The organism is Streptomyces sp. NPDC051018 (assembly GCF_044456085.1).
Lineage (GTDB): Bacteria > Actinomycetota > Actinomycetes > Streptomycetales > Streptomycetaceae > Streptomyces.
The window spans coordinates 41,378-67,589 of sequence record NZ_JBITFN010000011.1; the positions used below are offsets into that span (position 1 = coordinate 41,378).

Below are 26,212 nucleotides of genomic sequence, written 5' to 3' on the forward strand. Positions count from 1 at the left end.
ACGCGGGGCTGGGTCCGGCTGAGCGCGGCTCCCCGGGCGGGCGGCCCCAGCGGCGAGGCGTGCCCCTCGGCGGGACGGGGCGCCCCCGCCCCTGGGCGCGGGCCGGGGCGGGACCCGACCGGGTTCCGCCTGGCCCCGGACAGAAAACCGGGCCGGTCCGTGGGGGGGATACGGACCGGCCCGAGGGGGGGTTTCCACCATAACCCCTCGCCGGGGTCATCGCGGGGGCGGTGCCTGCCGGGAGGTTCCCTCGGTGCCGTGTCCGCTGGGGCGGACGGCGGGCGCACAAGGGGGGCGCGCGCCGTGCGGCGACCGGGTTCCCGGCCGGTGGAGCAGCGGTTTTACGGTCCATGGGCGGTGCCGGGAGCCGTTACCCCCACGAGGGACCCCCGGATGGGCGCCGAGTTGACGTCGTGTCGTGTATCCGGCCATATCGCGTGATGGGCGGACCCGGGTACGTCTGTCACCGGTGGCCCGGAGCGGTATCGCGGTGCGGTGGCGGCCGACCGCCCGTGAGGGAGCGCGGAGGGACCGTCCGTCAGACCGCGGGCTGCTCCGTCTTGCGCTGGATGATCACTTCCATGAAGGCGCTGCCCCACTCCCCGAGCGGTTGCAGCGCCTTGTTGAGGGCGTTGCCCGGTTCGGTGAGGGAGTACTCCACCCGCGGCGGGACCTCCCGGTAGACCTCGCGGTGGACGATTCCGTCCGCCTCCAGCTCCCGGAGCTGCTGGATCAGCATCTTCTCGCTGACTCCGGGCACGTTCCGCCTCAGCTCACCGAAGCGCAGGGCCCCCCGTGCACCCAGGGCCCACAGGATGAGCGGCTTCCATTTCCCTCCGACGACATCCACGGCGGCGTCGAGACCGCAGTGGTACTCCGGCTTGCTCCTGGTCACGGCAGCTCCACAACCCATCTGACGATCTCAGTCGGCCTCAGTCGGCCTCAATACTTACTGTTCCGCCAGTACACCATTCCAGGCCCCTGAGATAAATAGGACGAGATCTGTCCTATACGACTCCTAGGGTCACTCGCATGACCACACACAAGGTGACCTGGACCGAGTCGAACGCCCGGACCCTGGAGCGGCAGGGGCTGGCCACGCCCGCGAGCGACACCCCCGCCGGGGTGGTGGCCGCCATGCTCGGGGCCCATGCCCAGGTGCTCTCCGCCGGCGAGCTGTCCGTGGCGACACGGCTCGACGGCGGCGCGAGCAGGGCGACCGTCCAGGAGGCGCTGTGGGAGGACGGCAGCCTGGTGAAGACGTACGGCCCGCGCGGCACCGTCCATCTGCTGGCGCGGGAGGATCTGCCGATGTGGACCGGGGCGCTGTCCGCGCTCCCCGGCGCCCGGGCCACCGCCCCGGGGCCCGCCGGTATGTCGGACGAGCAGATCGAGCAGGTGATCGAGGCCATCGGGGACGCGCTCCACGGCACCTCGCTGACCGTCGACGAGCTGACCGACGCGATCGTGGAGCGCACCGGCCCCTGGGCGGGCGACCCGGTGATGGAGGCGTTCCAGACGCTGTGGCCGCGCTGGCGGCAGGTGACCCATCTGGCCGGGCACCTGGGCGTGCTCGCGTTCGCCCCGAACAAGGGGCGCAAGGTGGCGTACACGAATCCGGAGACCGCCCCGCTCGACGGCCCCACCGCGCTGAACGCCCTGCTCCGCCGCTACCTCCACGCCTACGGCCCCGCGACCCCGGCCCACTTCGCCAAGTGGCTTGCCACACCGAAGGGATGGGCGAACACGGTGTTCACGGAGGCGGCGGAACAGGGGCTGATCGAGGAGGTGGCGTACGAGGGGGAGCGGGCCTGGATCGCGGCGGGCGACGGCTCCTTCCCCGGGGCCGCGCCGCGCGGTGTGCGGCTGCTGCCGTACTTCGACGCGTACGCGATCGCCTCACAGCCCCGCGAACTGCTGTTCGCGGGACCGGCGTACCAGCGTGCGCTGGCCGGCGGACAGGCCGGGAACTATCCGGTCGTCCTCGTCGACGGGACCGTACGCGGGGTCTGGCACCAGAAGCGGTCCGGGAAGCGGATCGCGGTGACGGTGGAGCCCATAGGGGGCGAGCTGGAGCGGTCCCGCAACCGGCGGGAGCTGGCGGAGCAGGTGGACCGGGTCGCCGCGATCATGGAGGGCACGGCGGAGTTGACGGTCGGGGAGGTCACCGTCGGCGCGCACGCCTGACCGGGGCGGGGCCGCGCTGCCCCCGCGCCGGGCGGGGACGTCGCCGCTGGGGCGGGAGGTGCGGTCGGTGCGCATGATGACCGTGCGGTGTTCATGGCGAGTGCGCACGGCGACCGTACGGTGCTTCATGGCGGGCGCGCACGGTGACCGTGCAGGGTGGTTCATGGCAGGTGCGCAGGGTGACCGTGCACGGTGGTTCATGACGGGTGCGCACGGTGGTTCACGGCAGGTGCGCAGGGTGACCGTGCGCACGGTCAGGGCCGGTTCGCGTCACCGGCCGGGGTGTCGTAGCCGCAGCAGGGTGATGCCGTCGCGTTCGGCGATCCGCCGGTAGCCGTACATCCGCTGGGCGGCCTTCAGTTCGGCGGTCTGCTGCTCGGGCGGATAGGGCCAGTGCCCCGGGCGGTAGGGCCATGCCTCGGGGGGTCTGCTGTCGTGGATGATCCACTCGGCGGTGGGCCGGGGCAGCTTGCCCCGGTCGTACTCGTACAGCCGGGCATCCACCGGAAACGTCGGGAAGAGGACGACCTCACAGCGCGAAGTGAGCTGCGGTACGAGCCCGTTGGACGCGGCGACGGTCGAACCGTCGGGGATCCTCGCCAGCAGTTCGCGGGCCGCCCCGATATGGGAGGTCGTCCGCCAGGTCGCGCGCTGGGCGAGCTGTGCCAGCGGAAAACTCGGCAGCATGACGAGGGTCACGGCGAGCACGGTCGCGAGGGACGCGCGGACATGCCGGGCCGCCCGCGGATGGTCCGTACCCCGCCAGCGCCGCAGACTGTCGATGAGTCCGGCGAACACGATCGGCATCAGGACCGCGCTGTAGTGGAACGACGTGCCCCAGTGGAAGCCGTTCTGCGACAGCATCCGCCAGGCCAGGGTGGGCAGCGCGAGCAGCGCCAGCGGTGAGCGCAGGGCGAGCAGCGCCGACGGCGCGAAGACGAGGATCAGCGTCATGGCCTTGATGTCCGGCCGCAGCGCGTCGAGCGGGGCGAAGGCGATGGTGGTCAGCAGGGAGGTGTGGGTGCCCTCGCCGAGGTTCTCGCCGTGCGCGTAACCGCCCGCCGGGTTGAACGCGGGCAGCAGCAGCTTGATCTCGATCACCGACGCGGCGACTCCGGCGACCGCGGTGAGGACGCCGAGCCGGCGCGGGCCCTTCCAGGCGACGACACAGCCGAGCCCCGCGAGCGTCAGCCCGAGGTCCTCCTTGATCAGCACCAGCGGCGCTCCCCAGGCCACCGCGGCGCCGAAGCGCCGCTGTCCGAGAGCGACGACGGCGAACGAGATCAGCGGTACTGCGAAGGCGACCTCGTGGAAGTCGAAGGCGACGGCCGAGGAGATGCCCCAGCTCAGTCCGTAGCCGAGGGCGACGGCATGCGCCGGGCGGCGGCCGAGGGTGCGCAGGGCCCAGCCGGCCAGCGGCACGGCCCCGAGGGCGATCAGCGCGGACTGCGCGACGAGAAGCGCCAGCGGGGACGGCCAGACCCGGTAGAGGGGTGCGAGGACCGCGATGGCGGGGTGGAAGTGGTCGCCCAGCAGATTGAAGTCCTCACCGCGCAAGGGGACGAGAGGGGGGCGCAGTTGGGCGTAGGACCGTACGGCCTGCTCGAAGATGCCGAGGTCGTAGCCGGTGGTACGCATCAGGAGGTGCCGGCGCACGGAGACGGTGGCGTAGAGCGCGAAGAGGGCCGCGGCCCAGCTCCAGGGGATCAGGGCGGCGGGGAAGCGGGCAGCGGGGCGTGATCCGGGCTCCGGCGAGGGCGCGGGGATGAGCACGCGCAGTACACCGCGCCGGACCGCCGGGTTGTCAGAAAATGTCCGCATACATCCGGATGCTAGACGGGGTTGAGGGTGCTGTTCCCTCAGGCGCGGGCGTGTCCCGGGCCCGGTGGACGCGCGTTCGCGGGGGCGTGCCCGCCGGGGTGGGGGCGGGTCGGCCGGTGGGCGTCGGGGGCGGTGCGGGGCGGATACGGGGCCGGGCGGACGAGCCGGCTCCGGCGGGCGTCGGGGATGCCGGGCCGCGGCTCAGGCGTTCGCGGTGAGCGCGCCGAGGAGCAGACCCGCCAGCGCACCGCCGATCATGAACGGCCCGAAGGGGATCGCGGTCCCGCGCCCGGCCCGCCCGAGGGCCATCAGCCCGATCCCGTACAGCGAGCCGAGCAGAAAGCCGGCGAACGCGCCCGTGAAGAGGGCACTCCAGCCGTACCAGCCGAGGACGACGCCGAGGGAGAGGGCGAGTTTGACGTCACCGAAGCCGAGACCGTTCGGGTTGATCAGGAACAGTGCCAGATACGAGGCCCCGAGGACGAGCCCGCCGAGCAGGGCAGTGGACCAGGAACCGCCGGTGCCCGGCAGCGGTGACACGGCCCCGAGCAGTACGGCGGCCACGGCCGCGAGCGGAAGGGTGAGCTGATCGGGAAGGCGGTGGACCCGGCGGTCGACGACCGCGAGCAGTACGGCGAACGGCACGAGCAGCAGCCATACCGCCAGCTCGGGGCGAGGGCCGGTGGCGGCGGCGAGGGCGGCGCAGGGCAGGGCGGTGAGAAGGGGGGCGAGGCGGGCCCGTTCGGCGGTACGGAGGGCGGGCACGGGGGGCCCGGTGTCCGGGCCGCCGGGCGGGGAGGCGGACACGGGTGCCCCGGCGTCCGGACTGCCGGGCGCGGGGGATCGGGAGCCGCTGGGCGCGGGGGATCGGGAGCCGCTGGGCGCGGGAGGTCCGGTGTCGGCCGCGGGGGACCCGGTCCCCGGATCACTGGTCGCCGGGGATTCCGTACCACCGGCCGCGGGCGCCCCGCCGTCCGGTCGGCAGGATCCGCACCGCCCACCGCCGAGCCAGCCGCGCGCGGGCCCGGTGAACGGGTGCCCGGCCGGGCAGCTGCCACGCCACGGCTCCTCCGGCTCGACGGAGAGCCGGTAGGCGGCGCGGGGGACCAGCAGGCCCGCGCCCGCGCCCCACAGGGCGGCGACGGCGATCAGCGTGACGTACACGGCAGAGAGGGTAGGGGTCCGCCCGCACCCGGTCATGGGCCCGGGGGCCCACTCCCCCGGCCGTGCGGCCCGCCCTGGCGCTACGGTCGGGTCATGGGTCGACGACGTCAATGGCGGGACGGTACGGGCACCTTGCGCGTCGGGGGGCAGGGCCCACCGGTGCCGGTCGAGATCGCGGCGTCGTACGGGACACGGCGGCGCGGGCTGCTGGGCCGGGACGGCGTCGACGGCGCGATGCTGCTGACCCCGTGCGGCAGTGTCCACTCCTTCCGGATGCGCTTCCCCCTCGATATCGCCTATCTGACCGCCGACTTGACGGTCCTCGCCGTCCAGCTGCTCCCCCCGGGCCGGCTGGCCCGCCCTCGTTTCCGGGCCCGCCACGTCCTGGAGGCGGAGGCGGGGGCGATGGAGGGCTGGGGGATCCGCGCGGGCAGCCGGCTGGCGATCGTGTCCGAAGGCTTCGAGGGGTCTGAACAATCGGCGTGACCGGCCCGCCGGGCCGCCGTCACGGCACGGGGATGCCGTAGACAAGGCCCCTACGACCGACGGGACTGACGAGGCCGAGGAGGCTGGGGCGCCCGCCGGATCAGTGAGCGGGCGGCTCCCAGGGAGACGCGCGGCGCCGGGTCCGGAGCGTCCAGACCACCAGGCCCAGCACCAGCGCCGTCCCGGTGCCGACGCCCGAGAGGCCGATCACCCTCATCGTCGCCCTGCGCCCGTCCGTAACGTCCACGCCCCCGCTCGCCGCCGGACCCTGCCGGTCCTCGTCCAGGACACCGAAGCCCGCGGCGAACTCGTCACGGTCGTACGCGGGTCCCGGCCCGGCCTCCCCCTCCACGGCGACCCGCAGGGTCAGCGGCAGCGGGTTCCCGACCCGTTCGTCGACGGAGACCCGGATGTAGTACCAGCCGGCGAACCGCATCGCACCGGTGTCGGCCTCGTCCGAGGACCGGTTGGCGAAGGCGACCGGCGCGGTGCCCAGCGACGCCTTCGCGGAGGAGCCCGAAGCGGCCGCGTCCGCGCTCTCGACGAAGCCCCGGGCTGTGTTGAAGAGGGAGAGCCTCAGCCCGTCGGCGACCGCCGGAGACCCACCACGCCCGGAGCCGCTCCCGCCGAACTCGGCATCGAGGAAGAGCTGCTGGCCCCAGTCCACGGGCACCTTGTAGAAGCGGCTCTCACCGGGCCCGACCCGGTCCCGCCACACGCCCCGCCCCACGGCGGGGGCGTCATTGAACCCCGAGCCGCCCTTGGTGCTCCCGGCCTCCCCGGATATCCGCCCGGGCGGGCCGGAGCTCCACGACGAGGGTGCCGGCGGCGCCGTCTCACCGTCCTTCAGACCCGGCTCGGACATGAACTTCAGCTCGACGGGCCAACTCTCGGCACCGGTACCGGACTTCGAATCGATCCACTCGACGGTGTAGAGGTACTGCCCGGCCTCCTGGCAGGCGCGGCCCTCGCCGATCCTGCGGGTGGAGTAGTCGGCGACGGGCCGGGCCGTGGCCCCGCCGAAGGTGATGTCGGTGCTGTCGCTGCACTGCTGACGGTCGGCGGACTCCAGTGTGACCCTGATGCCGTCCGTACCGGCGACCTCGCTGCCGGGCGGCGGAGCCAGCACGGCGGAGACATAGGCATTGCTGATGGCGTCCAGATCGACCCGGTAGTACTTCCGCTCACCGGCGGAGATCGTGTCGGTGTACGTCCCCGGCCGCAGCAGCGGCCCCTTCTTCATGGCCGTCGCCCCCTTCACCGCCTGTGCGCCGGGGTCCGTTTCGTACGCGGGGACGGCCCAGCCGGGCGTTTCGTACCCGGCGTGCCCGGCGTGCCCGGAGGTTCCCCGGCCCGGTACGACGGCACCGGCCGGCTGCGCGAGCGGGACGAGGACCTGGGCGAGGGCGAGCACCAGCAGCCCTCCGGACCTGGCCGCTCTGCCCCGCGCGGTGGTTCCCCAGCCCGCCGTGGTCGGCCCGGTGGCCGTTCTCCCGGCCGCCGCCACGGCGGTCGTCGCACTGCCCCGGCTCATCCGCGCGCTCCTCAGCCCACTCGGTCGACAGTCCCTGCGATGCGACCGTCCCCATGAGCTCGACGGCCGGGCCGCAGCGTACTGCGGTCCGGGCCTCGAACGCATGACTGATACAACAGACCGGGCCGGGGCCCTTCGCCCGGTGTGTCACAGGAAGCCGTCTCACGGCACTCCGTTCGAACGGGCCTTGCCGGACCGGGCGTTGTCCGGCCGGGCGTTGCCGGATCGGGCCTGGCCCACGTCGACGGTGCCGGATCGGACCTTGCCCGCGTCGACGGTGCCGGCCGGGGCGGTTTGCGGCGCGGGGCCTGCCCGGCGTTGTCCGTCAGGTGGGGCTGCCGCCGCCCGTCGGGAAGGTGACCTCGACCCGGCGGTTCTTCCTGCGGCCCTCCTCCGTCGCGTTGTCGGCGATCGGATAGTCCTCGCTGTAGCCGCGGACCTCGTAGGTGATCCCGGCGTCGTTCAACTGCCCGCTCAGCACCCCGTGGACCGCGTCGGCACGCTGTTTGGAGAGCACCATGCCGTGCTCGTACGTACCGAGGTTGTCCGTGAAGCCGAAGACCCGCACCCTCTTGGCGTTGCTCTTCCTGATCTCGGCGACGATCGCCGAGACACGGCCGCCGGCCTCGGGCGTCAGCTTGGCGCTGTTCTTGCCGAACAGAACCTCGGCCTGGAGCGCGAACGTCAGCGAGGTGGGCGTCTCCTGGCGGCGCTCCTCACCACCCTCGGTCTCCACGATCGACACGACGTCCAGCACCCGTGGCTCGGCGAGCGTGGCACCGTCCCGCATCTTCAGCCCGGGGTCGTCCCCGTCGATCCGCGGTGGCGGGGCGGCCGGTTCCATGCCCGGTGGCGGGCTGGGGGTCTCCTCGGCCGCCACGCCCGGCGCCGCGGTGAGCTGCGATCCCGTGATGAGGACCAGCGCGGCGAGGGTCACGGCGGCGGGATGACGTGGGCCGGGGGACCTCCGCACCGGGTGGGCCCCCGACGCCCTCTCGGCGCGCCCGGCGCCCTCGGCGGCACCCATCAGGAGATCGCAATCGTGACGGTGGGCATCAGCGGGATCTGTACGTCGACTTCCTTGGTCTCTTCCGGCGGTGAGGGGAACTGGGCGAAGAAGTCGACGGCCTGACCCGCCTCAATGGCACTCAGACCGGTCGTGGTGAGCGGAAAGCCGTCGGTGTCGCGGAGCACGTAGTAACGCTTCTTGCCCGCCTTGTCGACCAAGGTGACGCCCGCGAAGGAGCGGCCCGTCCGCTTGACGGCGCTTTCCTCGCCGTTCCACTGGACCGGAGGAACGAACCGATTGCCGCTGGTGTTCTTCACCACTCCCGACAGTGTCAGAAAGCCCCCGCTGTCACGGGCGGCGCTGTTGATGACGATCTGGACGCCGTTGGAGCCGTTGACGGTGGCGAGGGTCTTGCTGGAGTCGGGCACCATCGTTCCGCCGTCCCCGGACTCGTCCGGCTTCTCCGAACTCCTCGAAGAGGTAGTCGCCGTGTCCGCGCCCTTCTTGTCCGAGCCGTCGTCACCGCTGCCGCACGCCGTCAGGGAGAACGGCAGCACCGCAGCCACCAGGACGGCGGCCACCCTTCTGCGGGTCTTCGCTCCGTGCCGAGTACTCATCAGTGCTGTTCCTTTGCGTTCAGTAACGGTCGGTCAGTCCTCAGCCAGTCGGACGGTGAGGAGGTCGGAGATCTCGGGGAGGGAATCCTTGTCATCCGGATCGAGCTCGAAGTCACCGTCTTCGCAGAGGAGTTTCCCGACAGGAGGGACGTCGGCGGGCTCGCCCTCGTCGTTGCCGGGGGACGGCTCCCCGTCGCCGGGTGATGGCTCATCGCCGGGGGACGGCTCATCACCCGGCGGGCTCGACGCCGGATCGGGCTCGCTGGGCTCGAAGGTGCAGAGTGGTTCCACGACGGCGGTGGCCGTGGCCTCGGCGTGCTCCTTGTCGGTGCCGGGCAGCACCGTGTCACCCACGGGCTTCAGTGAACGGACCCGTACGGTGAACCCCCAGCGCCCGTCGCCCAGTTCGGTGCACTCCAGCACCGATGCCCCGTTCTCGGCCGCGAGCGGGCCGGCCGCGGCGCAGCCGCCGTCGCCGAGCGGCTCTCCGGAGAGGAGCCTGCGCAGGAAGTCGGGGTCGAAGGGGCCTTGCCACAGTCCCTCCCCGAGGGTGTCCCGGGATTCCTGGGCGGCGGCGAGCGCGGCGGCGTCGGCGCCGGACTGGGCGCCGTTGCGGGTGGCTCCCGCCTGTCCGACCGCGAAGAAGGCGAGCGCGAGAAAGAGCAGGCCCGCCACCATCGCGATATAGATGGGAGCGGCCTGCCCTGCGTCATGCGTACGGCCGGTGAGCGGCCCGGCGGCTACTTTCCGCCACCGCCTCCGCCACCCCCGCCCAGGATCTCGCTCACCTTCGTGGTCAGGCCGTTGGCGATGTCGTTCGCCACCCCCGAGCCCACGATCGCCGCGATGATCAGCGCCACCAGCACGATGACACCCACGTACTCGACCGAGCCCTGGCCCCGGTCGCGGCGCTCCTTCAGGGTCCGGGCAGTCGATGCCGTCCACGCCCCGAGGAGTACCCGGGTCCTGACCATGGCCCTCAGCGTCGTGTTCGGCATCGTGTTCCTCCTGGCCCGTGCGAACGGCAGCACCCGTGCAGATGGCAGCGCGAGGACTGTACGCCGATCCGGTACGAAGAAGAATGGGCCTCAGGGCCCAATACCGGGCCCAATCGGCGGACTCGGCCCCGGCATCGGACTCGGCCCGGGCGCGGGACGCGTACCGGAGTTCATCGGCGGACCTGAGCAGCTGGTCGGGGGCGGGCTCCTGCTCAGGGCGTCCGGGGCCTACGGGATGTACGGGGGATGCCGTCATGCCGGGCCCGACCCCCTTCGGGCGAACCGGTGCCAGATGGCGATGGCCTCGCCCCTGCTGCCCGCGTTCAGTTTGGTGAAGATGCGGTTGATGTGGTTCTTGACCGTCTTCTGGCTGATGAAGCAGGAAGCGGCGATCTGCTGATTGGTCAGTCCGGACGCGATCAGTTCCATCACCTCCCCCTCCCGCCGGCTCAGCTCGGTGAGCACCCCGTCGAGCCCCCCGGCCGCCCCCGGCACCGGACTCGAATGTCCCACATCTGATTGCGTATGCGAAGAGCGTCGAGGAAAGTCGAGCGCCGATCCCAGCCCGCCCGGCAGCACTGAACTCTCCTCCACTCCGCCGGACTCCTCCGCGGGACGCCCGCCGTCCCGGCCAGGAGGGCTGGTCTGCCCCACCGTGCCCCGCACCCCGGCCAGCAGCGCGCCGCTCGCGGAGTGGCTGAACGCGGCCCGGCCCGCCGTGATGTCCCGTACCGCGGTGATCAGTTGGTCGGCCGTGAACTCACCGTGCACAAGGTAGCCGCCCGCGCCCCGCCGCAGTGCCTCGTGGACGATCTCGCCCTCGCTGCTGTACGTCATCATCAGTACGGGGGCCAGACGCACCAGATACGGCAGCGCCGAGATGCCGTCGACACCCGGCATCCGGACGTCCAGCAGCACCACATCGGGGCGGTGCCGCACCACGGCCTCGTACGCCTGGCGTCCGTCGGCCGCCTCCGCGACGACGTCGAGATCGGCGCGGTCCCGGAGCAGGGCGGTCAGCCCCGCCCGTACGACCGGGTTGTCATCGGCGACGACGACCCGCAGCGGGCGGGACGGTGGCGGGTCCGAGTCCGGGAGTACCGGGAACCCTCCGGCCGTGAGCGGTGGCGCGGTGGCCGACGGCGCTCCCCTTGCGCGGCCGGAGCCCATCGGGGTGGCGTGCGAGGACGTGTGCTGCGAGACACGCGGCTGAAGGGTACCGCTCGGTCGTGAGCTGTACGCGTAGTGGTGTTCGTCCGGCATGGCTGCGGCCTCCTCTCGGAAGGGGGACGGTCAGTGGTGGAGAGGCGTCCGGCGCGGGGACGCCCCCAGGGACTGGGTGTACGGGAACGATTGCGGGGCGGGGGCTCGATGCCCCCGGGGTCCGGCGGAGGGAGCCTGGGGCCGGGACGGGCCCTCGAACCCTGACGGGGACGGAGGGGACGAGGGTGGGGACGGCGGAGAGTAGGGAGCAGGTGAAGGGGACGGAACCCGCCCGGCGGGACGGTCGGACGGTGCCGCCCGGTCCGGAGCGGGTTCGTTCCGGCCGGGGAACGGAACCGGCCCGTCCGGCCCCCTCGGCGCCGGTTCCAGCACGGCCACCGGCAGTTCCAGGAGCACCTCCGTGCCCTTCTCCGCCCGCCCCCGCCCGATCCGGATCCGTGCCCCGATGGACGCCGCCCGCTCCACCATCCCGACGAGGCCGAAGTGCCCGGCGCGCCGGAGCCCTTCGAGGGTGGTGCCGGGAGGCAGACCCGTACCGTCGTCGTACACGCTGACCCGCAGCAGATCGCCGACCACACCCGCCGAGACGTCGAGCCGGGCCGCGCGGCCGTGGCGGTGCGCGTTCTCCATCGCCTCCGCCGCGACCGTCAGCACCTGGCGGGCGATCGGCACCGGTACGGCCCGGGCCTCGCCGATCCGGGTGAATCCGGCCCGTACCCCGGCCCTGCGGGCGAAGTCGTCCGTACGGGCCGCCAGTTCGGCGACGATGTCCACACCCCCGTCGATGCCGTACCCGCGGCGCAGATCGGAGAGCAGTTCCCGGGACTCGGCGGCGGCCCGGCGGGCCGAGCGGGCGACCAGTTCGGCCTGGTGCCGGACCGTGAGCGGATCCATCCGGTCGGCGCTGCCCGCCAGTCCGTCGGCCGCGAGGGCGAGCCCGTGGAGGGTCTTGGCCACGGAGTCGTGCATCTCGCGGGCGAGCCGGGCGCGTTCTTCCTCGATCGCCTCTCCGACCGCGAGCCGGGCGCGGGCCTCGGTCAGCGCCTGGCCCGCCGCGCCGAAGCCGAGCATCAGATTCCGCAGCGTGCTGCCCATGGCCCCGCTCAGAACGCACAGCCCCGGCAGCAGCAGGGCGGTGAAGCGCGCGTCGGCATGGGCGTTGACCGCGTACGCGGCCGCGATGATGAGCGACTGGAGCACCGCGAACACCGCCGCGCCCCGCCAGCCGGAGATCAGCCCGGCGAGCAGCGGGGTGCAGATGGTGACATAGGCGAGGGTCGAGTCGGGCGACGCGGTGATCAGCAGCAGCGCGCCGAACGTCATATCGGCCCCGAGCAGCCAGGGATGGCGCAGCAGTACGGGCCCGAAGCGTTCCCAGTCGCGCAGGAGGACGTACGAGGTCATGAAGGTGACCAGGACCGCGGCGCCCACCAGCCAGCTCGCCGGGCCCGGCCGGGAGCCGGCGAGCGCGAAGGGCGCGGCCAGGACGATCATCGCGAGCCGGAAGCCGAAGACCTGGCGGCACAGCGCCTGGAGGGCGTTGACCTGGAGCGGGAGGGACGGCGTGCCGTCGGCCGCCTGCGGCGGGGCGCCGGTGTCCCCATCGTGGGGAACCGGCTTGCCGGGGGCTCGGCCCGGTACCTTCCCCGGGACCTTCCCGAGGGCTCCGCGGGCCCGCCGAACGGTTCCGCCGACGGCTCGGCGGACCGCCCGGCCGACCGTACGGCCGCCGGCCCCGGGAACGGTTCCGCGCTCCGGCCCGGACGCTGAACCGGAACCGGGTGACGGTCCGAAACCGGCAGACGATCCGAACCCGGGTGACGCTCCGGAGTCGAGGAACGGTCCGAAACCGGGTGACGGTCCGAAACCGGGTGACCGTGTCGTACCGTGCGCGGAATCCGTAGCGGTATCGGAATCCGTATCCGTATCGACGTCGGTACTCGTATCCGTACGCGGCCACGACTCCGTGTCCGGCGACGGATCCCGGCCCCCGGACGGCTTCCGCGAGCCGGGGGATCGATTCGAGGTCGGGGTCATGGAGTTCACCTCCCGTTCACTGATTTCCCTGTGCAACGAGTACGGTCGGGGCGCCGACGGGGTCCGGCGCGCTCGGGGACGGACGGATCAGCCTCCCAGGACGTCCCCGAGGTCCACCCCGGAGCCGTAGTAGAAGCTCATGACGATGAGGATCATGGTCGCGGGGAGCATGATCAGCGTGACCACGAGCGTGGACTTGGGGACCGCCTTGGCCGCGTCGCGCCGGGCGTTCTGGGCATCGGTGCGGCGCATGTCGGTGGCGATCTGTATGAGGGTGTCGACGATCGGCGCGCCCAGTTCCTCCCCCTGCTGGAGAGCGGTCACGAACATCGACACCTGGTCGGAGTCATTGCGCCGGCGCAGCTGGTCGAACGCGTCACGGCGGCTGACACCCATGTCCATCTGGCGCAGGGTGATGTGGATTTCATCGGCCCAGGGACCCTCGTACTTCTCCGCGACGCGTTCCAGGGCCTGGCGGAAGCCGAGCCCGGCGGAGACGACGACGGCGAGGACGTCGAGGAAGTCGGGCAGGGTGCGTTCGATGTCGGCCCTGCGTCTGCGCGTGGCGGCCCTGATGATGACATCGGTCCAGGTCAGCCCGAAGACCAGGGCGAGGATCCCGATCACGAACTGTCCGCGCAGCAGCATCGAGAACGCGGCCAGCACACCCAGGAATCCGTACACCGCCCGGCGGGCCGCATAGCGGTCCACGGTCATGCCGCCCGGGTTGCCCGCCTTGTCGAGCCGCCGCCGCAGGGCGTCGATCCGCGCGGGCCCCATGGCGCGCAGCACGGCGGGCGCGTAGCGCATGCCGAGCCGGTCGATGCCCGAGCCGACCGCGGTCGTACGGGTGGAACCCACTTCCAGCGCGAGGACGAGGTCTCCGGGGAGCTTGGCGTCGGCGCGGTACATCCGGATGCCGTGGAAGATCCCGTACACGGCGAGCGCGAGGAGCGCGGCGAGCAGCAGTCCCATCATCGGCTCCTTTCCTCAGACCTGGATCCGGGACATACGGCGGATCAGCACGCCGCCCACCGCGTACAGCGCGATGGAGACGAGCGTGGCGAGCTGGCCCAGTACCGAGCCGGTCATCTTGTCCAGCGCACCGGGTGTCATGGCGTTGATCATCAGCAGGAAGCCGAAGCCGAGCAGGGGCACGGCGAGGGCGGTGACCTTGATCTGGGAGAGCATGGTGGTGACCTCGCGGCGGGTCTCCTTGCGCTCCTCCAGGGTCTCCGTGAGATTGCGCAGCGAGGTGACGACCTGGCCGCCCGCCCGGTTGGCGAGGATCAGCGTGGTGACGAGGACGATGAGTTCCCGGGACGGCAGCCGGTCGCCGAGTTCGCCGAGCGCCTCGTCCAGGCTCCGGCCGACCGCCAGCTGATCGGCGACGATGCCCAGTTCATGGCCCGCGGGGTCGTCGAGTTCCTCGGCCGCCATCGCGAGCGCGGTGCGCAGGGCGAGACCGGCCTGGGTGGCGTTGGCGAGGACGCGGGTGAACTCGGGGAGCTGGTTGATGAACGCCTCGGTCCGCTTGGCCTGCTGCCAGTCGAGGAACGCCCTGGCACCCCAGAGCCCCGCGATCGCGGCGAGCACCCCGAAGAAGGGGGTGAAGACGGCGCTGATCACGAAGTACAGGGTGAGCAGGGCGAGGACCGTGGCGACGATGTACTCGCCCGGTGTCAGATCGAGGCCCGTCGCGGCGATCTTCCGTTCGACGCGCCGGCCGGCGCGGGTGCCGCGCACCCTGCGGTCGATGCCGGTGAAGCGCCGCCGCCGGCCCGGGAGGGCGGGCAGCTGCCCGGTCTGGGACATGCGCTCGACCAGGGCCTGTCGCTGCGCGCGGCCCGAAGCGTAGGTGTGCACGCCGATGACACTGAGCACACAGGCGAGCAGTGCGACTCCGATCGTCACGAGCGGAAGGGTGTTCATGTCGGGCGCGACCTTCTCCGGTGGGTGGCGGGGGCGGGGGTTGCGGGCGTCAGGTGATCGTTCTGCGTACGAGGAGCTGGTCGTCCGAGTCCGCGACGCCGAACACCAGGGGGAGTCCCTCGTTCTTGAGGTACAGGCGCTCGGCGACCCGGCGCGGCACCGGGTGGTAGGTAAACGAACCGTGGACCCGGCCGTCGGCGGACATGGGCCGGGCGTCGAAGCGGCAGACGGACACGATGCGGTACTCCTCGCGCCCGTACGAGTCGACGACGGCGATCTCGGTGACCCTGCGGGCGCCGTCGGCGTGCCGGGTGAGCTGGACGATGACATCGACGGCGCTGTTGATCTGGTCCTTGATCGCCACGAAGGGGATCTCGACCTCGGACATGGACGCCAGGGTCTGGAGCCGCATCAGCGCGTCCTCGGCGCTGTTGGCGTGGACGGTGGCGAGGGAGCCGTCGTGGCCGGTGGACATGGCCTGGAGCATGTCGAGGGTCTCACCGCCACGGACCTCACCGACGATGATGCGGTCGGGGCGCATACGCAGGGAGTTGCGGACGAGGTCGCGGATGGTGACGACGCCCTTGCCCTCGACGTTGGGCGGGCGGCTCTCCAGAGTGATCACATGGGACTGCTGGAGCTGGAGTTCGGCGGAGTCCTCGATCGTGACGATGCGCTCGCCGTCGGGGATCAGACCGGAGAGGGTGTTGAGGAGTGTGGTCTTCCCGGTGCCGGTGGCGCCGGAGACGATCACATTGAACTTGGCCCGCACCAGACTCGCCAGCAGCAGGGTCATCTGCTCGTCGAGCGAGCCGACGCCGATCATCTCCTGGAGGGTGAAGGCGCGGGGGAAGCGGCGGATGGTGAGGACGGGGCCGCTGAGGGAGAGCGGGGGGATGATGACATTGACACGCTCCCCGGACGGGAGCCGGGCGTCGACCATCGGGTTGGCCTCGTCCACCCGGCGGTTGACGGTGGAGACGATGCGTTCGATGGTCTGCATCAGCTGGTCGGTGGAGGAGAAGCGCAGCGGGAGCAGTTCGAGGCGCCCGCCGCGCTCGACGTAGACCTGCTCGGGGCCGTTCACCATGATCTCGCTGATGGAGGCGTCTTCGAGGAGCGGTTCCAGGATGCCGAGGCCGAGCGCTTCGTCGACGACCCGGCGGATCAGCTGGGAGCGCTCGACGCTGGAGAGGACGGGGCCCTCGCGGCTGATGATGTGGCCGAGGACGCGTTCCAGCCGGGCGCGGCGGTCCGCCGCGGCGAGGGTGGACATCTCGGCGAGGTCGATCTCCTCCAGGAGTTTGGCGCGGTAGACGCCGACGAGGCGGTTGACCTCGCCCCGGCTGTTCGCCGGTTCGGGGCTGCTGATGCGCGCCCTCAGGCTCATGTCCTCAACTCCCAGGTCTCGCAGGTGCGGTGGTGGTACGCCGGACGCGCGGCGGCGGTACGGGGTGGTGGTATCGCCGTGGCTCGTCGGGGTAGAGCATCGGGTGGCGCGGTGGGCCCGGGCCGGGCCGGTTCGAGTCGGTTCGAGTCGGACCGTGCCGGTTCGAGTCGGATCACGCCCGGCCGCGTCGGGCCTGAGCGGCGTGTCGGTCGGTCGGAGTCGGTCGGATGGAGTCGGTCGTACGGGGTGGGCGGGTCGGCTCGGATCGTCGGCGTGTCGGTGGACGAGGTCGGTCGTACGGGTGGGCGGGTCGGAACGGTGTGCCGGTCGTACGGGGTGGGCGGGTCGGGGCCGTCGTACCGGAGGTAGCGGCGCGCCGGCCATGGAGTGGCCGGTCATGGCCGCCGTACGGGCGCTCCCGGCGTGTCGGCCCTCGGTGGTGACGGGCGCGGCGCCCCGGACCCGGCGGACGGCGAGCGGTGGGCAGCGGGTCATGAGCCATGGCTCGTGGGTCATGCGTCACGGGCATGGGTCAGGAACCGTCGTTCAGTCGCAGGGCATGGTCACGGTCCTCCTGGCCGGGTCGAAGGAGAAGAGGGGCAGGATCCGGGGAACCTGCACACTGACCGTCACCGAGATCTCGCCGTCCCCGCCACGGCATCCGCCGTGGTCGAAGTCCGCGCCGTCGGCGAGCCAGTCGCTCATGGCCGCCGTGCCGGCCGCCACCGCCCGGCCGTCACCGTCCTTCATGGCGGCCGTCCGCGCGGCGGCGCGCGCGGCCGTACCGGCCTGCTGGGCGGTGTACGCGACCAGTCCGAGCTGGATCGCGACGAGTCCGACGAGCAGCAGCAGGGTGATCACGCCCGCGTACTCCACGGCTGCCTGCCCCCGGTCCTTCCCCGGCCGCCTCATCGGTCCGGGTCCTCGTTCGGCGCGGCGGCCTCACCGCTGACGGTCAGGGGCAGATTCGCGGCTCCCGGGAAGAGCACGGGTACGCGGAGTCCGACGGTGGCCTTGTACAGATCGCCCACGACCCGGCAGTCGGCGGCTCCGCTCCAGGCGGACGGGAGGTCCTCGCGCGCCGCCGCCGCGCAGGCCCCGGCCCCTCCGACGGCACCCGCACGGGCCGCCGCGTCGGCCGCGTTGCCCGCGAGGGAGAACGTGTAGCCGATGAGGGCCGCCTGCCACAGCAGGGCGAGGGTCACCAGGATGAGCGGGAGCGTCCCGGCGAACTCGATCGCCGCCTGCCCCCGGTCGTCCCGCGCCCGCCACGCCGAAGCGACCCGCCCGGAGCGGGCCCGCCACGCCGACGCCACGAGCCCACGGCGAACCCGCCACGCCGACGCAGCCCGCTCAGCACGAACCCGCCGCGCCGACGCCACGCACCCCCGCCCGGCACGCCGCACCGCCGCACCCCGCCCAGGCCGGTCGCGCCGCGCCGGAACGGCCCGCCCATGCCCGGCCCGCCACGCCGACGCAGGTCTCGGCCCGCCACCGGGCCGCGGCCGCCTTCGCGCCGGCCGCAGCCACACCCGCCTGCGCCCCTCTTGCCCCTGGTGTCCCTGGTGTCCCTCGTGCCAAGGGACTGCATGAGTTCTCATGGCGCCATGTGCCCCCTTGCCACCGTCATTTCGACCGTGCCCGCCGCACACCGATCGAACCCCTGTCACCGCGGAAGCGGCCCTGCTTCTGCTCCCCCTCCGGAGCCGGACGTACGAGCCCCAGTTCGCCCGCGAGCCCCCACAGGGCCTGCTTCACCGCGGACTTGGCCTCCAGATCCTGCATCCGGCCGGCGTCGACGACCGGCTGGAGCTCCTTGAAGGCCGCGGGGACCGCGGTCTTCGCCACCCTCGTACCGGTGATCTTCTCGATCAGCAGTGGCTGGATCTCGGTGGATCGGGTGTGCCGGTTGACCACGACGACCGTCTCCTCCGCCTTGCGGATCTGCAGGCGGTCCCACATCCGGACCATGCGCTTGGCGGCCCGTACGGCGATCACGTCCGGGGTGGTCACCAGCAGGGTGGTGTCGGCCATCTCGACAGCCGCCGCGGTGCCCGCGGTCATCTGCGTACCGCAGTCGACGACGACCACGTCATGGCGGTTGCGCAGGGCGCTCACGATCTGCCGTACGGCCCGTTCGTCGACCTCCTCGCCGCGCTCGCCCTCCCCCGGCGCGAGCAGCAGCCCGATCCCGGTCTCGTGGGCGAAGAGCGCGTCCTGGAGCACCCGGGGCGACAGATCCTGGATCCCGGCGAGGTCCACGACGGAGCGCCGGAACTGGACGTCGAGATACGAGGCCACATCACCGGCCTGGAGGTCCAGATCGGCCAGCGCGACCGACATCCCGGACGCCTGGGCCGCCAGCGCCAGCTGGACCGCGGTCACGGTGGTGCCGACCCCGCCCTTGGCCCCGCTGACGGTGACGACCGTGCCGCCGGGTCCGGTGAAGGCGTCCGCGCCGTGCCCGAGGTGGCGGCGCACCCCGGTGGACCAGGCCGCCGCCGACTGCACCCGCTGGGCGAGTTCGTCGTACGAGAGGGGGAGCCCGATCAGTCCGCGCGCGCCCGAGTCCATGGCGGCCGAGTAGAGGCCGGGGCCGGTGTCACCGGTCACCAGGACGACCCCGACGGCGGGGAAGCGCAGGGCCACTTCCCGGATCAGTTCGAGGGCGGGGACCGGTCCGATGCGCTCATGGACGAGCACGACCTCGGGCAGTTCGTCGAGGGATTCGGCCGCCAGCCGGGCCAGCAGATCGAGCAGCGAGGTCGAATCAGCCACCGGAGCGGCCGGTTCCACATCGGGCAGCTGGCTCAGGAGGGTGGTGACGGACCGGGCGGCGTCGGGGTCACCGACAGCCGGGAGGATACGTGTGGGCATACAGCACTCACCTGTTCTTGTCTTCGTCGAGGGTGTAGGTGCTGTCGCCAGGACGCAATGCGGCGGGGCCTCCCTTGGCGAGAAGGGCGAGCCGCACATGCTCGGCGAACGACTCCGCGTAGGCGAGGCGCTGGGCGTCGGCGGTGCCGAGGGCGAAGGTGATCGGCACGGCCTCGCGGACCCCGCTGCCCCGGTTGTCCTTCTTGGATTCGAGGGGGGTGAGACGGCCGACGTCGATGACCCTCGCGCCCGAGACGATGATCCGGGACTCGTTCGGGTCGCTCTGCCGGCGGCCGGAGAAGGTGGCGAAGATATTCACCAGATCGCCCGGGGTGATCTTGCCCGCGACCCCGGTGGCCGCGTCGATCATGATCGCGATCTCCTGCTCGCCGGGAGCCAGGGCGGGCCTTTTGACGATCATGTCCTCCTGGAGCAGCGACCCCTTCCTGAGCCGGGTGACGGCTATCTTCCCGTTGACCGCCGAGACATCGGTCACCGCGCTGTCGGAGAGCCAGCGCCGGGGAATCGAGACCTTTTCGAACTGGCCGGGCCGCAGTTCCGTATACGGGGACACATCGGCCTTGATCCGGTAGGCGGTGACCTCCGGGCCGACCTTTGAATTCACGTCACTGATCACGGAAATCACACCGGCGAACGCGGCGAGTGCGCAGAGAACCGAGACGATGAGAAGGATGACGCCTCGGCGTTGGCGTGAATTCATGGGCTGGGGAACCTCGTTCGCAGACAGGGACTGACACAGAAGCGGACAGGGCTGGAGTGAAGGTCGGTCGCCGGCGGTCGTCCGAGTCCGCTCCGGAGTACGGACGCGGACTCGCCCCGGAGTGCGGATCGGCGCCTATTCCGGGGTGCGGATCCGGGCCCGCTCCGGGGTGCGGGGTCACTTCCGGGAAGCGGCGGTCCGGGGAACCGCCCCGTTCGGTGCGGACTGCCCGGCGGCGGCGGTTCAGGGTCCGTGGTACGCGGGTGTTCCATGGTCCAGGACACCGGAATTCTGGTTCTGGCGCTCACTGCGGTACGGGTTCCCCGGCTCACCCGCCCGCGGATTTCCGGCCGCGGCCAGCGGAGCCGAACAGAAACCACAGCGGTCACCGATGAGTTCGATTCCGCACCAGGTGCACACCTCCCTGCGTACGGACGAGACCAGCTGGTAGAGGATGGAGACATCGGGCAGGAACGCGGCGAATTCGATCAGCTTGGCGGTGCCCCACCAGCCCGGCGAGTCCGCGGGCAGTGTCGCCTCCTCCACCCCCTGGGTCCGCCACTGCGGGGCCAGGGTGCGGTCGACCCAGTCGGATTGCGTCTGCCCCTTCGCCACCACCATCCGGGTGGCGAAATCCGGTCCGACGAGCCGGTCGGCCCCCGTCCCGATCCTGATCAGTTCCGGATTCGGGTTGGCGAGCACCCCGAACTGGGAGCCGGGCACCCAGGATTTGGCGTGGGCCTTCAGGCTCACCGGAACCCGGTCGAGCCGGGTGACGGAATGGAGGAGCGCTCCGGCGTAGACATAGTGCGAGAGCAGACGGGCCGCGGAGGCGATAATTCCGGCGCCGAAGTCACAGATCGACAACTGCCTCAGCTGTCTCACGAGTACGGCGATGCCGAGCGGCGGAAGATCCAGTTTCAGCAGTGCCAGCCGATTGCTCTCCAGCACCGACCGGATGGTGTGCAGCCTGCGTTCATGAGCCACGGGAATGGACGCCGGATAGAGGGCCACGGCATAGCCGTACTGTTCGAGGAGAACGGTCATGTCGGCCAGCGCGGCGTCCAGCGGCTGAACATCCGGTGACGGGAGCAGGGTCGCCGTCGGTGTGTGCTGGTCCATCGGCGGTAGCACCAGATCTGCGCTGGTGACAGCTATTGCGGTCGGCACGCTGGTTCCCCGTTCGGCTCCGGTCTGCGGGGGTCCCGTGACCGCAGATACGTACTGCGCTGCTCCTGCATCTGCACTTTATCCACGACTTAAGAGCCAGAGAACACCTTCTTGAACACAGAGCCGCAACGTGCGCACGCTCCGCACAGGCCAAAGCGGGCGAAAAGGTGATGTTCCCTCAGTGATATGACAGAGATGGGCCACGGGTCGGACGAGAACACGGATAACAGGCCCCTCATCCACCCGGATTGGCCGAAAATCGATGATGTGAATGCCTCCTCCCCCGCGGAACTCCGCCGGGCGAATCAGTGACACAGGTCTTGACAACCCTATTGGTCTGGACCAGTTTTACGACCAGCGGTGGCCACCGCGGACGATCCCCGCTTCACCTCCTCCCCCCAACTCCCCCACTGGAGGCAGCACGTGGACCCCACAAAACGTTCACGAAGATGGCTCGGCGGAGCCCTGGCGCTCGCCGTGGGCGCCGGACTCACACTCGTGGGCATCACGGGTACCGCCCAGGCCGCCGACGTCAATGTCGCCAAGAACGCGGGCTTCGAGTCCGGGCTCTCCAACTGGACCTGTTCCTCGGGTACCGGGGCCAACACCGCGACCCCCGTCCGCACCGGCGCGTCCGCCCTGAAGGCCACCCCGGCCGGCATGGACAACGCCAAGTGCACCCAGACCGTGGCCGTGCAGCCCAACTCCACGTACTCCCTGGAGGCCTGGGTCCAGGGCAGCTATGTCTATCTGGGCGCCAGCGGCACGGGCACCACCGACGTCTCCACCTGGTCCCCCGGCGCCGGCACCTGGAACCGCCTCTCCACCACCTTCCGTACGGGCCCGAGCACCACGTCCGTCACCGTCTACACCCACGGCTGGTACGGCCAGTCCGCGTACTACGTCGACGATGTGAGCGTCTTCGGACCCGACGGAGGAGGCGGCCAGGACCCCGACCCCGTCGTACCGCCGCCGCCCACCGGGCTGGCCGCCGGGACCGCGACCTCCTCGACCATCGCCCTGAACTGGGGCGCCTCCTCCGGAGCGACCGGCTACAACGTCTACCGCGACGGCGCCAAGATCCTCTCGGTGGGCGGCGCATCGGCGACCGTGACCAATCTGGCCGCGAACACCGCGTACCAGTTCCAGGTGACGGCCACCAACAGCGCGGGCGAGTCGGCGAAGTCGGCCGCGGTCACCGCGAGGACCCTGCCGGGCGGCACCGACCCGCGCCCGCCGGTTCCGAAGCACGCGCTGACCGGCTACTGGCAGAACTTCAACAACGGCGCGACCGTGCAGAAGCTCCGCGACGTCCAGGCGCAGTACGACATCATCGCGGTGGCCTTCGCCGACGCGACCACCACACCCGGCCGGCTGACCTTCAACCTCAGCTCGGCGCTCGGCTACGCCAATGTGGACGAGTTCAAGTCGGATGTGGCCGCGAAGAAGGCGGCGGGCAAGTCGGTCGTCCTGTCGGTCGGCGGCGAACTGGGCAATGTCACGATCAACAGTGACGCCTCGGCTACCGCCTTCGCCGACAGCGCCTGGGCGCTGATGCAGGAGTACGGCTTCAGCGGTGTCGACATCGACCTGGAGCACGGCATCAACGCCCTGTATCTGACGAAGGCGCTGCGGCAGCTCTCCGCCAAGGCGGGCCCGGGCATGGTGCTGACGATGGCCCCGCAGACCCTCGACATGCAGTCGACCGGCACCCAGTACTTCCAGCTGGCGCTGAATGTGAAGGACATCCTCACGGTCGTCAACACGCAGTACTACAACAGCGGCGCGATGCTCGGCTGCGACGGCAAGGTCTACTCGCAGGGCACGGTGGACTTCCTCACCGGGCTCGCCTGCATCCAGCTGGAGGGCGGCCTCGACCCGTCCCAGGTCGGCCTCGGAGTCCCGGCCTCCACCCGGGGCGCGGGCAGCGGCTACATCTCCCCGTCCATCGTCAACAACGCCCTGGACTGTCTGGCCCGGGGCACCGGCTGCGGCACCTTCAAGCCGGCCAGGACCTATCCGACCCTGCGCGGTGCGATGACCTGGTCCACGAACTGGGACGCGACCGCGGGCAACGCCTGGTCGAACGCGGTCGGACCCCATGTGCACGGCCTGCCCTAGCGTCTAGGGTCCTCCGTCCGGATCACGCCGGCACCCGGCGGGATCCGGACGCGGGCCCCGGTACGCGAGGGCGCACCGAACCTGTCGTACGTCCGCCACCCCCACGCCCAAGGTCGTACGACGCCGGCAGCAGCGCCACCGTCCTGTCCCGGTGGCGCTGCTGCGCGTTCCCGGGCCGTTCCCGGGGAGCGCTCGCCGGGCCGCGGGTTCCGGGGGCGTTCTCCCGGGCGCGTTCCGGACGCGGTTCCGGTGCGTCCCGGGCGGGCACCCGGGCGCCGCCCCTCTCCCCGGCCGCCGTCACGGCGACCCGTGTGGCGCCGGACCGCGCCGGGGCCGGGCGGTACGCATGTGCCGTACGCGACGGAAGGCCCCACCGGACCGGAGCAGCCGGAGCGCCCGCGCGAGCCGGGGAACCGGGCACACGACGCAGGACCGGGCACACGACGACGGGGACACCCGACACCCGGGTGCCCGGAACCGCTGACCGGGCAGCGGCGGCGGGACCACCCCTCCGGAGGCGCCCGGCCCGGCGCTCCCCGCCGTGGGACAACCTCCGTCCACGCGAGGCGGGTTGGTCGGTACGCTGCTGCCGGATGTCATGGCGGGGGAAGCGGGGACATGAGCGGGAGTGGACCGCGGCTGCTGCCGCTCGGCGGTGGGGACCCGGCGGAGCTGGGGTCGTACCGCCTTCTCGGAAGGCTCGGTTCGGGCGGTATGGGACGGGTCTATCTGGCCCGTTCCACGACGGACGGACGGCTGGTCGCGGTCAAGTCGCTGCTCGCCGAGGGCACCGTCAGCGACACCGACCGGCGCCGGTTCGCCCGGGAGGTCGCGCTCGCCGGGCGGGTCGACAGCGCGTACACCGCCAAGGTCCGTGACGCGGACCCGCTGGCCGAACGCCCGTGGATGGCCATCGACTACATCGCCGCGCCCTCGCTGGCGCAGCTGGTGCAGTTCGCGGGGGTGCTGCCCGCGCCCGCCGTGCGCTGGGTCGCCGCCGGGACGACCGCGGCGCTCTTCACCCTCCACCGGGAGGGCATCGTCCACCGGGACGTGAAGCCCCAGAACGTCCTGCTGTCCATGTCCGGCGCCCGGGTCATCGACTTCGGCATCTCCCACGCGACGGACATCACCCGGACCTCGGTCACCCTGGGCACGATCGCCTTCACCTCCCCGGAACAGGCCCGGGGCGAGCCGTCCACCGCCGCCTCCGACATCTACTCACTCGGCGCCACGCTGTTCCATCTGGCGGTCGGCCGTCCCCCTTACCCGGAGGGCGAGGACACCCTGCGGCTGCTGGCCAGGGTCTCGCGCGGGGAACTCGACACCACCGGTCTGCCCGGTGATCTCACGCCTCTCGTCCACCGCTGTCTCGCCCTCGACCCGGCCGAGCGCCCCCAGCCCGGCGATCTGCTCGCCGACTTCGCCATGGAACTCGCGGCTCCCTCGGCCTCGGCGACGGGCCGTCACTGGCTGCCGGAGAGCTGGGCACGGCTGATGGCGGAGTACGAGCGGGAGGGCGCGGTCCTGGCGGCCGACGAATCCTCGGACGCCCACGTCCTGCGCGAGGACCCCGGTCTCCGCGAGGATCCCGTCGACGCCCCGCCGGCGACCCCCGCGCAGGCCGAGCCTCCCCCGCCGGGGCCCGTCGTACCGACTCCCACGGCCGCGGTGACCCCGGTCCCGCCGGACACTCCACCGGCGGAGCCCCCGGCCGCACCGCACCCGGTGACCTCGCCGGGGGCGGGAGCGGGACCGGCGGCGGACGGACCGGCCGGGGGCGGGGGGATCGCCGATGCCCTCACGGTCGACGGCACCGGCCCACGCGCTCACACACCACGCCCGGGGCCCACCGCGCCCCCGGCACCGCAGCCCGCGCCCGGGCCCGTACCCCCGCCTCCCGCCGGTCCGGAATCCGCATCCGGCTCCGGGTCACGGCCCCCCGCCCGAGAGTCGCGGAAAGCCCTCGTCGGCCTGACGCTGGTGGCGGTGGTCTTCACCGTCCTGACGCTCATCGGCGTACTCGCCGACCCGCCCTGGACGGGGGGCGACAGGAACGACGGCGCCGGCGGGAGTACCCCCTCCACGTCCGCCCCGGCCCCCGGGCCGTATGTCGCCCCGACCTTCACGACGGACGCCGTCCCCGCGGTGGCGCCCGGTGACTGCCTGGCCTTCCCGGCGGCCGACGCGGCCGAGCCGTGCGACTTCGAGGACGCCGAGTACGAGGTCACCGACGTCTTCAGGGTGCCGGAATCGGATCCGGTCCCCACCGGGTGCGCCGTGGGGCCGGACCGGGAACACGTCGTCCACTCCGCGACAGGCGAGTGGATCGTGGTCTGCGTACGGAAGCGCTGAGCACCCGGCCGCCGGCCCGAACGGCGGACGCCGGGCGCGCACAGCCCCGGCACCGCCGGGTCCCACCCGGTCCGGGACCCGGAGCGGCCCGGGGCCGGGCGCGAACGGACCGCTCAAGCCCCGGTCCGGGACCCGACCCGGCCCGAACCGCTCAGTCCAGGACCGCCAGCGCGTCGATCTCGATCAGCAGACCGGCCGGCAGTCCGACGTACACCGTCGTACGCGCGGACGCGGGCGCCTTGAGTCCCTGCTCCTCGAAGTACGCGTTGTAGATCTCGTTCATCTCGGCGAAGTGGTCCACGTCCGTGAGGTAGACGCGCATCATCATCACGTCGTCCCAGCTCGCGCCGCCCTCCACCAGGATCGATTTGACATTGGCGAACGTCTGGAGGGTCTGCTCCCGCAGGGTCGGCCCGGCGGGCGTCGGGGCCTGCCCCTCGACCGCCGGGAGGAAGCCGACCTGACCGGCGACCTGGAGGATGTTGCCCTTGCGGACACCGTGGGAGAACTTGGCGGGCGGGGCGGTGTGGGTGGCGGGGGTGATCGCGGTCTTCTCGGTCATCGGGCTT

Annotated in this window: 22 protein-coding genes and 1 pseudogene; 4 read left to right on the top strand and 19 right to left on the bottom strand. The window is 72.0% G+C overall.

The window, feature by feature from the left end:
* Positions 1-538 precede the first annotated feature (538 nt).
* Positions 539-895 (bottom strand): winged helix-turn-helix transcriptional regulator, encoded by a 357-nt coding sequence (locus ACIBCM_RS20025; RefSeq protein ID WP_399244961.1) that lies wholly within the window; start codon positions 893-895, stop codon positions 539-541.
* A gap of 137 nt (positions 896-1,032) precedes the next feature.
* Here ACIBCM_RS20025 and ACIBCM_RS20030 point away from each other — a divergent pair, with 137 nt between their 5' ends.
* Complete coding sequence (locus ACIBCM_RS20030; protein ID WP_399244963.1) at positions 1,033-2,187, top strand: winged helix DNA-binding domain-containing protein; 1,155 nt, start codon at positions 1,033-1,035, stop codon at positions 2,185-2,187.
* Positions 2,188-2,457: 270 nt separating this feature from the next.
* On the opposite strand, the gene ACIBCM_RS20035 is transcribed toward ACIBCM_RS20030, so the two are convergent.
* Both ACIBCM_RS20035 and ACIBCM_RS20040 read right to left on the bottom strand, forming a co-directional pair.
* Entirely contained in the window at positions 2,458-4,008 is a 1,551-nt protein-coding gene (locus tag ACIBCM_RS20035; protein WP_399244965.1) for a DUF2079 domain-containing protein, read from the bottom strand.
* 201 nt (positions 4,009-4,209) lie between these two features.
* A complete protein-coding gene (locus tag ACIBCM_RS20040; protein WP_399244967.1) occupies positions 4,210-5,172 on the bottom strand; it encodes a prepilin peptidase in 963 nt (320 codons plus the stop codon).
* A gap of 93 nt (positions 5,173-5,265) precedes the next feature.
* On the opposite strand from ACIBCM_RS20040, the gene ACIBCM_RS20045 reads away from it, so the two are divergent.
* Positions 5,266-5,658: a DUF192 domain-containing protein gene (locus tag ACIBCM_RS20045; RefSeq protein WP_399244969.1), complete on the top strand. Its 393-nt coding sequence runs from the start codon at positions 5,266-5,268 to the stop codon at positions 5,656-5,658.
* A gap of 100 nt (positions 5,659-5,758) precedes the next feature.
* Here ACIBCM_RS20045 and ACIBCM_RS20050 read toward each other — a convergent pair whose 3' ends face one another.
* From ACIBCM_RS20050 to ACIBCM_RS20120, 15 genes and pseudogenes are all read right to left on the bottom strand, one after another.
* Positions 5,759-7,192, bottom strand: coding sequence for a hypothetical protein (locus ACIBCM_RS20050; protein WP_399244971.1), 1,434 nt, complete (start codon positions 7,190-7,192; stop codon positions 5,759-5,761).
* 325 nt (positions 7,193-7,517) lie between these two features.
* Positions 7,518-8,129 (bottom strand): OmpA family protein, encoded by a 612-nt coding sequence (locus tag ACIBCM_RS20055; RefSeq protein ID WP_399244973.1) that lies wholly within the window; start codon positions 8,127-8,129, stop codon positions 7,518-7,520.
* 89 nt (positions 8,130-8,218) lie between these two features.
* Entirely contained in the window at positions 8,219-8,818 is a 600-nt protein-coding gene (locus ACIBCM_RS20060) for a hypothetical protein (protein WP_399244975.1), read from the bottom strand.
* 33 nt (positions 8,819-8,851) lie between these two features.
* Positions 8,852-9,511: pseudogene (locus tag ACIBCM_RS20065) on the bottom strand (pilus assembly protein TadG-related protein); the annotation flags it as partial.
* A gap of 47 nt (positions 9,512-9,558) precedes the next feature.
* Positions 9,559-9,816, bottom strand: a complete 258-nt coding sequence (locus ACIBCM_RS20070; RefSeq protein WP_399244977.1) for a hypothetical protein — start codon at positions 9,814-9,816, stop codon at positions 9,559-9,561.
* A 252-nt stretch (positions 9,817-10,068) separates the two neighbouring features.
* On the bottom strand, positions 10,069-11,079 hold the full coding sequence (locus tag ACIBCM_RS20075; protein ID WP_399244979.1) for a response regulator: 1,011 nt from the start codon (positions 11,077-11,079) through the stop codon (positions 10,069-10,071).
* Positions 11,080-11,109: 30 nt separating this feature from the next.
* A complete protein-coding gene (locus ACIBCM_RS20080) occupies positions 11,110-12,534 on the bottom strand; it encodes a sensor histidine kinase (protein ID WP_399244981.1) in 1,425 nt (474 codons plus the stop codon).
* Between the two features lie 630 nt (positions 12,535-13,164).
* Positions 13,165-14,052 carry a DUF5936 domain-containing protein gene (locus ACIBCM_RS20085; protein WP_399245345.1) on the bottom strand — a complete coding sequence of 296 codons (888 nt, stop codon included), beginning with the start codon at positions 14,050-14,052 and terminating at the stop codon, positions 13,165-13,167.
* 15 nt (positions 14,053-14,067) lie between these two features.
* Positions 14,068-15,009, bottom strand: a complete 942-nt coding sequence (locus ACIBCM_RS20090; RefSeq protein ID WP_399244983.1) for a type II secretion system F family protein — start codon at positions 15,007-15,009, stop codon at positions 14,068-14,070.
* A gap of 49 nt (positions 15,010-15,058) precedes the next feature.
* Positions 15,059-16,399, bottom strand: a complete 1,341-nt coding sequence (locus ACIBCM_RS20095; RefSeq protein WP_399244985.1) for a CpaF family protein — start codon at positions 16,397-16,399, stop codon at positions 15,059-15,061.
* A 546-nt stretch (positions 16,400-16,945) separates the two neighbouring features.
* Complete coding sequence (locus ACIBCM_RS20100; RefSeq protein WP_399244987.1) at positions 16,946-17,311, bottom strand: TadE family protein; 366 nt, start codon at positions 17,309-17,311, stop codon at positions 16,946-16,948.
* Positions 17,308-17,715 (bottom strand): TadE/TadG family type IV pilus assembly protein, encoded by a 408-nt coding sequence (locus tag ACIBCM_RS20105; RefSeq protein WP_399244988.1) that lies wholly within the window; start codon positions 17,713-17,715, stop codon positions 17,308-17,310. The genes ACIBCM_RS20100 and ACIBCM_RS20105 overlap by 4 nt, the downstream gene beginning before the upstream one ends.
* Positions 17,716-18,025: 310 nt before the next feature.
* On the bottom strand, positions 18,026-19,276 hold the full coding sequence (locus tag ACIBCM_RS20110; RefSeq protein ID WP_399244990.1) for a CpaE family protein: 1,251 nt from the start codon (positions 19,274-19,276) through the stop codon (positions 18,026-18,028).
* Positions 19,277-19,283: 7 nt separating this feature from the next.
* Positions 19,284-19,997: a Flp pilus assembly protein CpaB gene (gene cpaB / locus ACIBCM_RS20115; RefSeq protein WP_399244992.1), complete on the bottom strand. Its 714-nt coding sequence runs from the start codon at positions 19,995-19,997 to the stop codon at positions 19,284-19,286.
* Positions 19,998-20,240: 243 nt separating this feature from the next.
* Positions 20,241-21,119: a hypothetical protein gene (locus ACIBCM_RS20120; RefSeq protein ID WP_399245347.1), complete on the bottom strand. Its 879-nt coding sequence runs from the start codon at positions 21,117-21,119 to the stop codon at positions 20,241-20,243.
* Positions 21,120-21,590: 471 nt separating this feature from the next.
* Between ACIBCM_RS20120 and ACIBCM_RS20125 the strand changes: the two genes are divergently transcribed.
* Positions 21,591-23,288 (top strand): chitinase, encoded by a 1,698-nt coding sequence (locus ACIBCM_RS20125; RefSeq protein WP_399244994.1) that lies wholly within the window; start codon positions 21,591-21,593, stop codon positions 23,286-23,288.
* A 618-nt stretch (positions 23,289-23,906) separates the two neighbouring features.
* Positions 23,907-25,643: a serine/threonine-protein kinase gene (locus tag ACIBCM_RS20130; RefSeq protein WP_399244996.1), complete on the top strand. Its 1,737-nt coding sequence runs from the start codon at positions 23,907-23,909 to the stop codon at positions 25,641-25,643.
* Between the two features lie 151 nt (positions 25,644-25,794).
* Here the strand turns inward: ACIBCM_RS20130 and ACIBCM_RS20135 are convergent, their stop codons facing one another.
* Positions 25,795-26,205, bottom strand: coding sequence for a RidA family protein (locus ACIBCM_RS20135; RefSeq protein ID WP_399244998.1), 411 nt, complete (start codon positions 26,203-26,205; stop codon positions 25,795-25,797).
* Positions 26,206-26,212: the final 7 nt, after the last annotated feature.

What these genes read in the sequence shown, in the direction of transcription:
- ACIBCM_RS20135 (WP_399244998.1), bottom strand. Translation starts at nt 26,205, where the DNA reads ATGACCGAGAAGACCGCGATCACCCCCGCCACCCACACCGCCCCGCCC.
- ACIBCM_RS20075 (WP_399244979.1), bottom strand. Translation starts at nt 11,079, where the DNA reads ATGCCGGACGAACACCACTACGCGTACAGCTCACGACCGAGCGGTACC.
- ACIBCM_RS20070 (WP_399244977.1), bottom strand. Translation starts at nt 9,816, where the DNA reads ATGCCGAACACGACGCTGAGGGCCATGGTCAGGACCCGGGTACTCCTC.
- ACIBCM_RS20085 (WP_399245345.1), bottom strand. Translation starts at nt 14,052, where the DNA reads ATGGGACTGCTGCTCGCCGCGCTCCTCGCGCTCGCCGTGTACGGGATC.
- ACIBCM_RS20050 (WP_399244971.1), bottom strand. Translation starts at nt 7,192, where the DNA reads ATGAGCCGGGGCAGTGCGACGACCGCCGTGGCGGCGGCCGGGAGAACG.
- ACIBCM_RS20060 (WP_399244975.1), bottom strand. Translation starts at nt 8,818, where the DNA reads ATGAGTACTCGGCACGGAGCGAAGACCCGCAGAAGGGTGGCCGCCGTC.
- ACIBCM_RS20090 (WP_399244983.1), bottom strand. Translation starts at nt 15,009, where the DNA reads ATGAACACCCTTCCGCTCGTGACGATCGGAGTCGCACTGCTCGCCTGT.
- ACIBCM_RS20095 (WP_399244985.1), bottom strand. Translation starts at nt 16,399, where the DNA reads ATGAGCCTGAGGGCGCGCATCAGCAGCCCCGAACCGGCGAACAGCCGG.
- ACIBCM_RS20035 (WP_399244965.1), bottom strand. Translation starts at nt 4,008, where the DNA reads ATGCGGACATTTTCTGACAACCCGGCGGTCCGGCGCGGTGTACTGCGC.
- ACIBCM_RS20030 (WP_399244963.1), top strand. Translation starts at nt 1,033, where the DNA reads ATGACCACACACAAGGTGACCTGGACCGAGTCGAACGCCCGGACCCTG.
- ACIBCM_RS20045 (WP_399244969.1), top strand. Translation starts at nt 5,266, where the DNA reads ATGGGTCGACGACGTCAATGGCGGGACGGTACGGGCACCTTGCGCGTC.
- ACIBCM_RS20130 (WP_399244996.1), top strand. Translation starts at nt 23,907, where the DNA reads ATGAGCGGGAGTGGACCGCGGCTGCTGCCGCTCGGCGGTGGGGACCCG.
- cpaB (WP_399244992.1), bottom strand. Translation starts at nt 19,997, where the DNA reads ATGAATTCACGCCAACGCCGAGGCGTCATCCTTCTCATCGTCTCGGTT.
- ACIBCM_RS20100 (WP_399244987.1), bottom strand. Translation starts at nt 17,311, where the DNA reads ATGAGGCGGCCGGGGAAGGACCGGGGGCAGGCAGCCGTGGAGTACGCG.
- ACIBCM_RS20110 (WP_399244990.1), bottom strand. Translation starts at nt 19,276, where the DNA reads ATGCCCACACGTATCCTCCCGGCTGTCGGTGACCCCGACGCCGCCCGG.
- ACIBCM_RS20120 (WP_399245347.1), bottom strand. Translation starts at nt 21,119, where the DNA reads ATGGACCAGCACACACCGACGGCGACCCTGCTCCCGTCACCGGATGTT.
- ACIBCM_RS20080 (WP_399244981.1), bottom strand. Translation starts at nt 12,534, where the DNA reads ATGATCGTCCTGGCCGCGCCCTTCGCGCTCGCCGGCTCCCGGCCGGGC.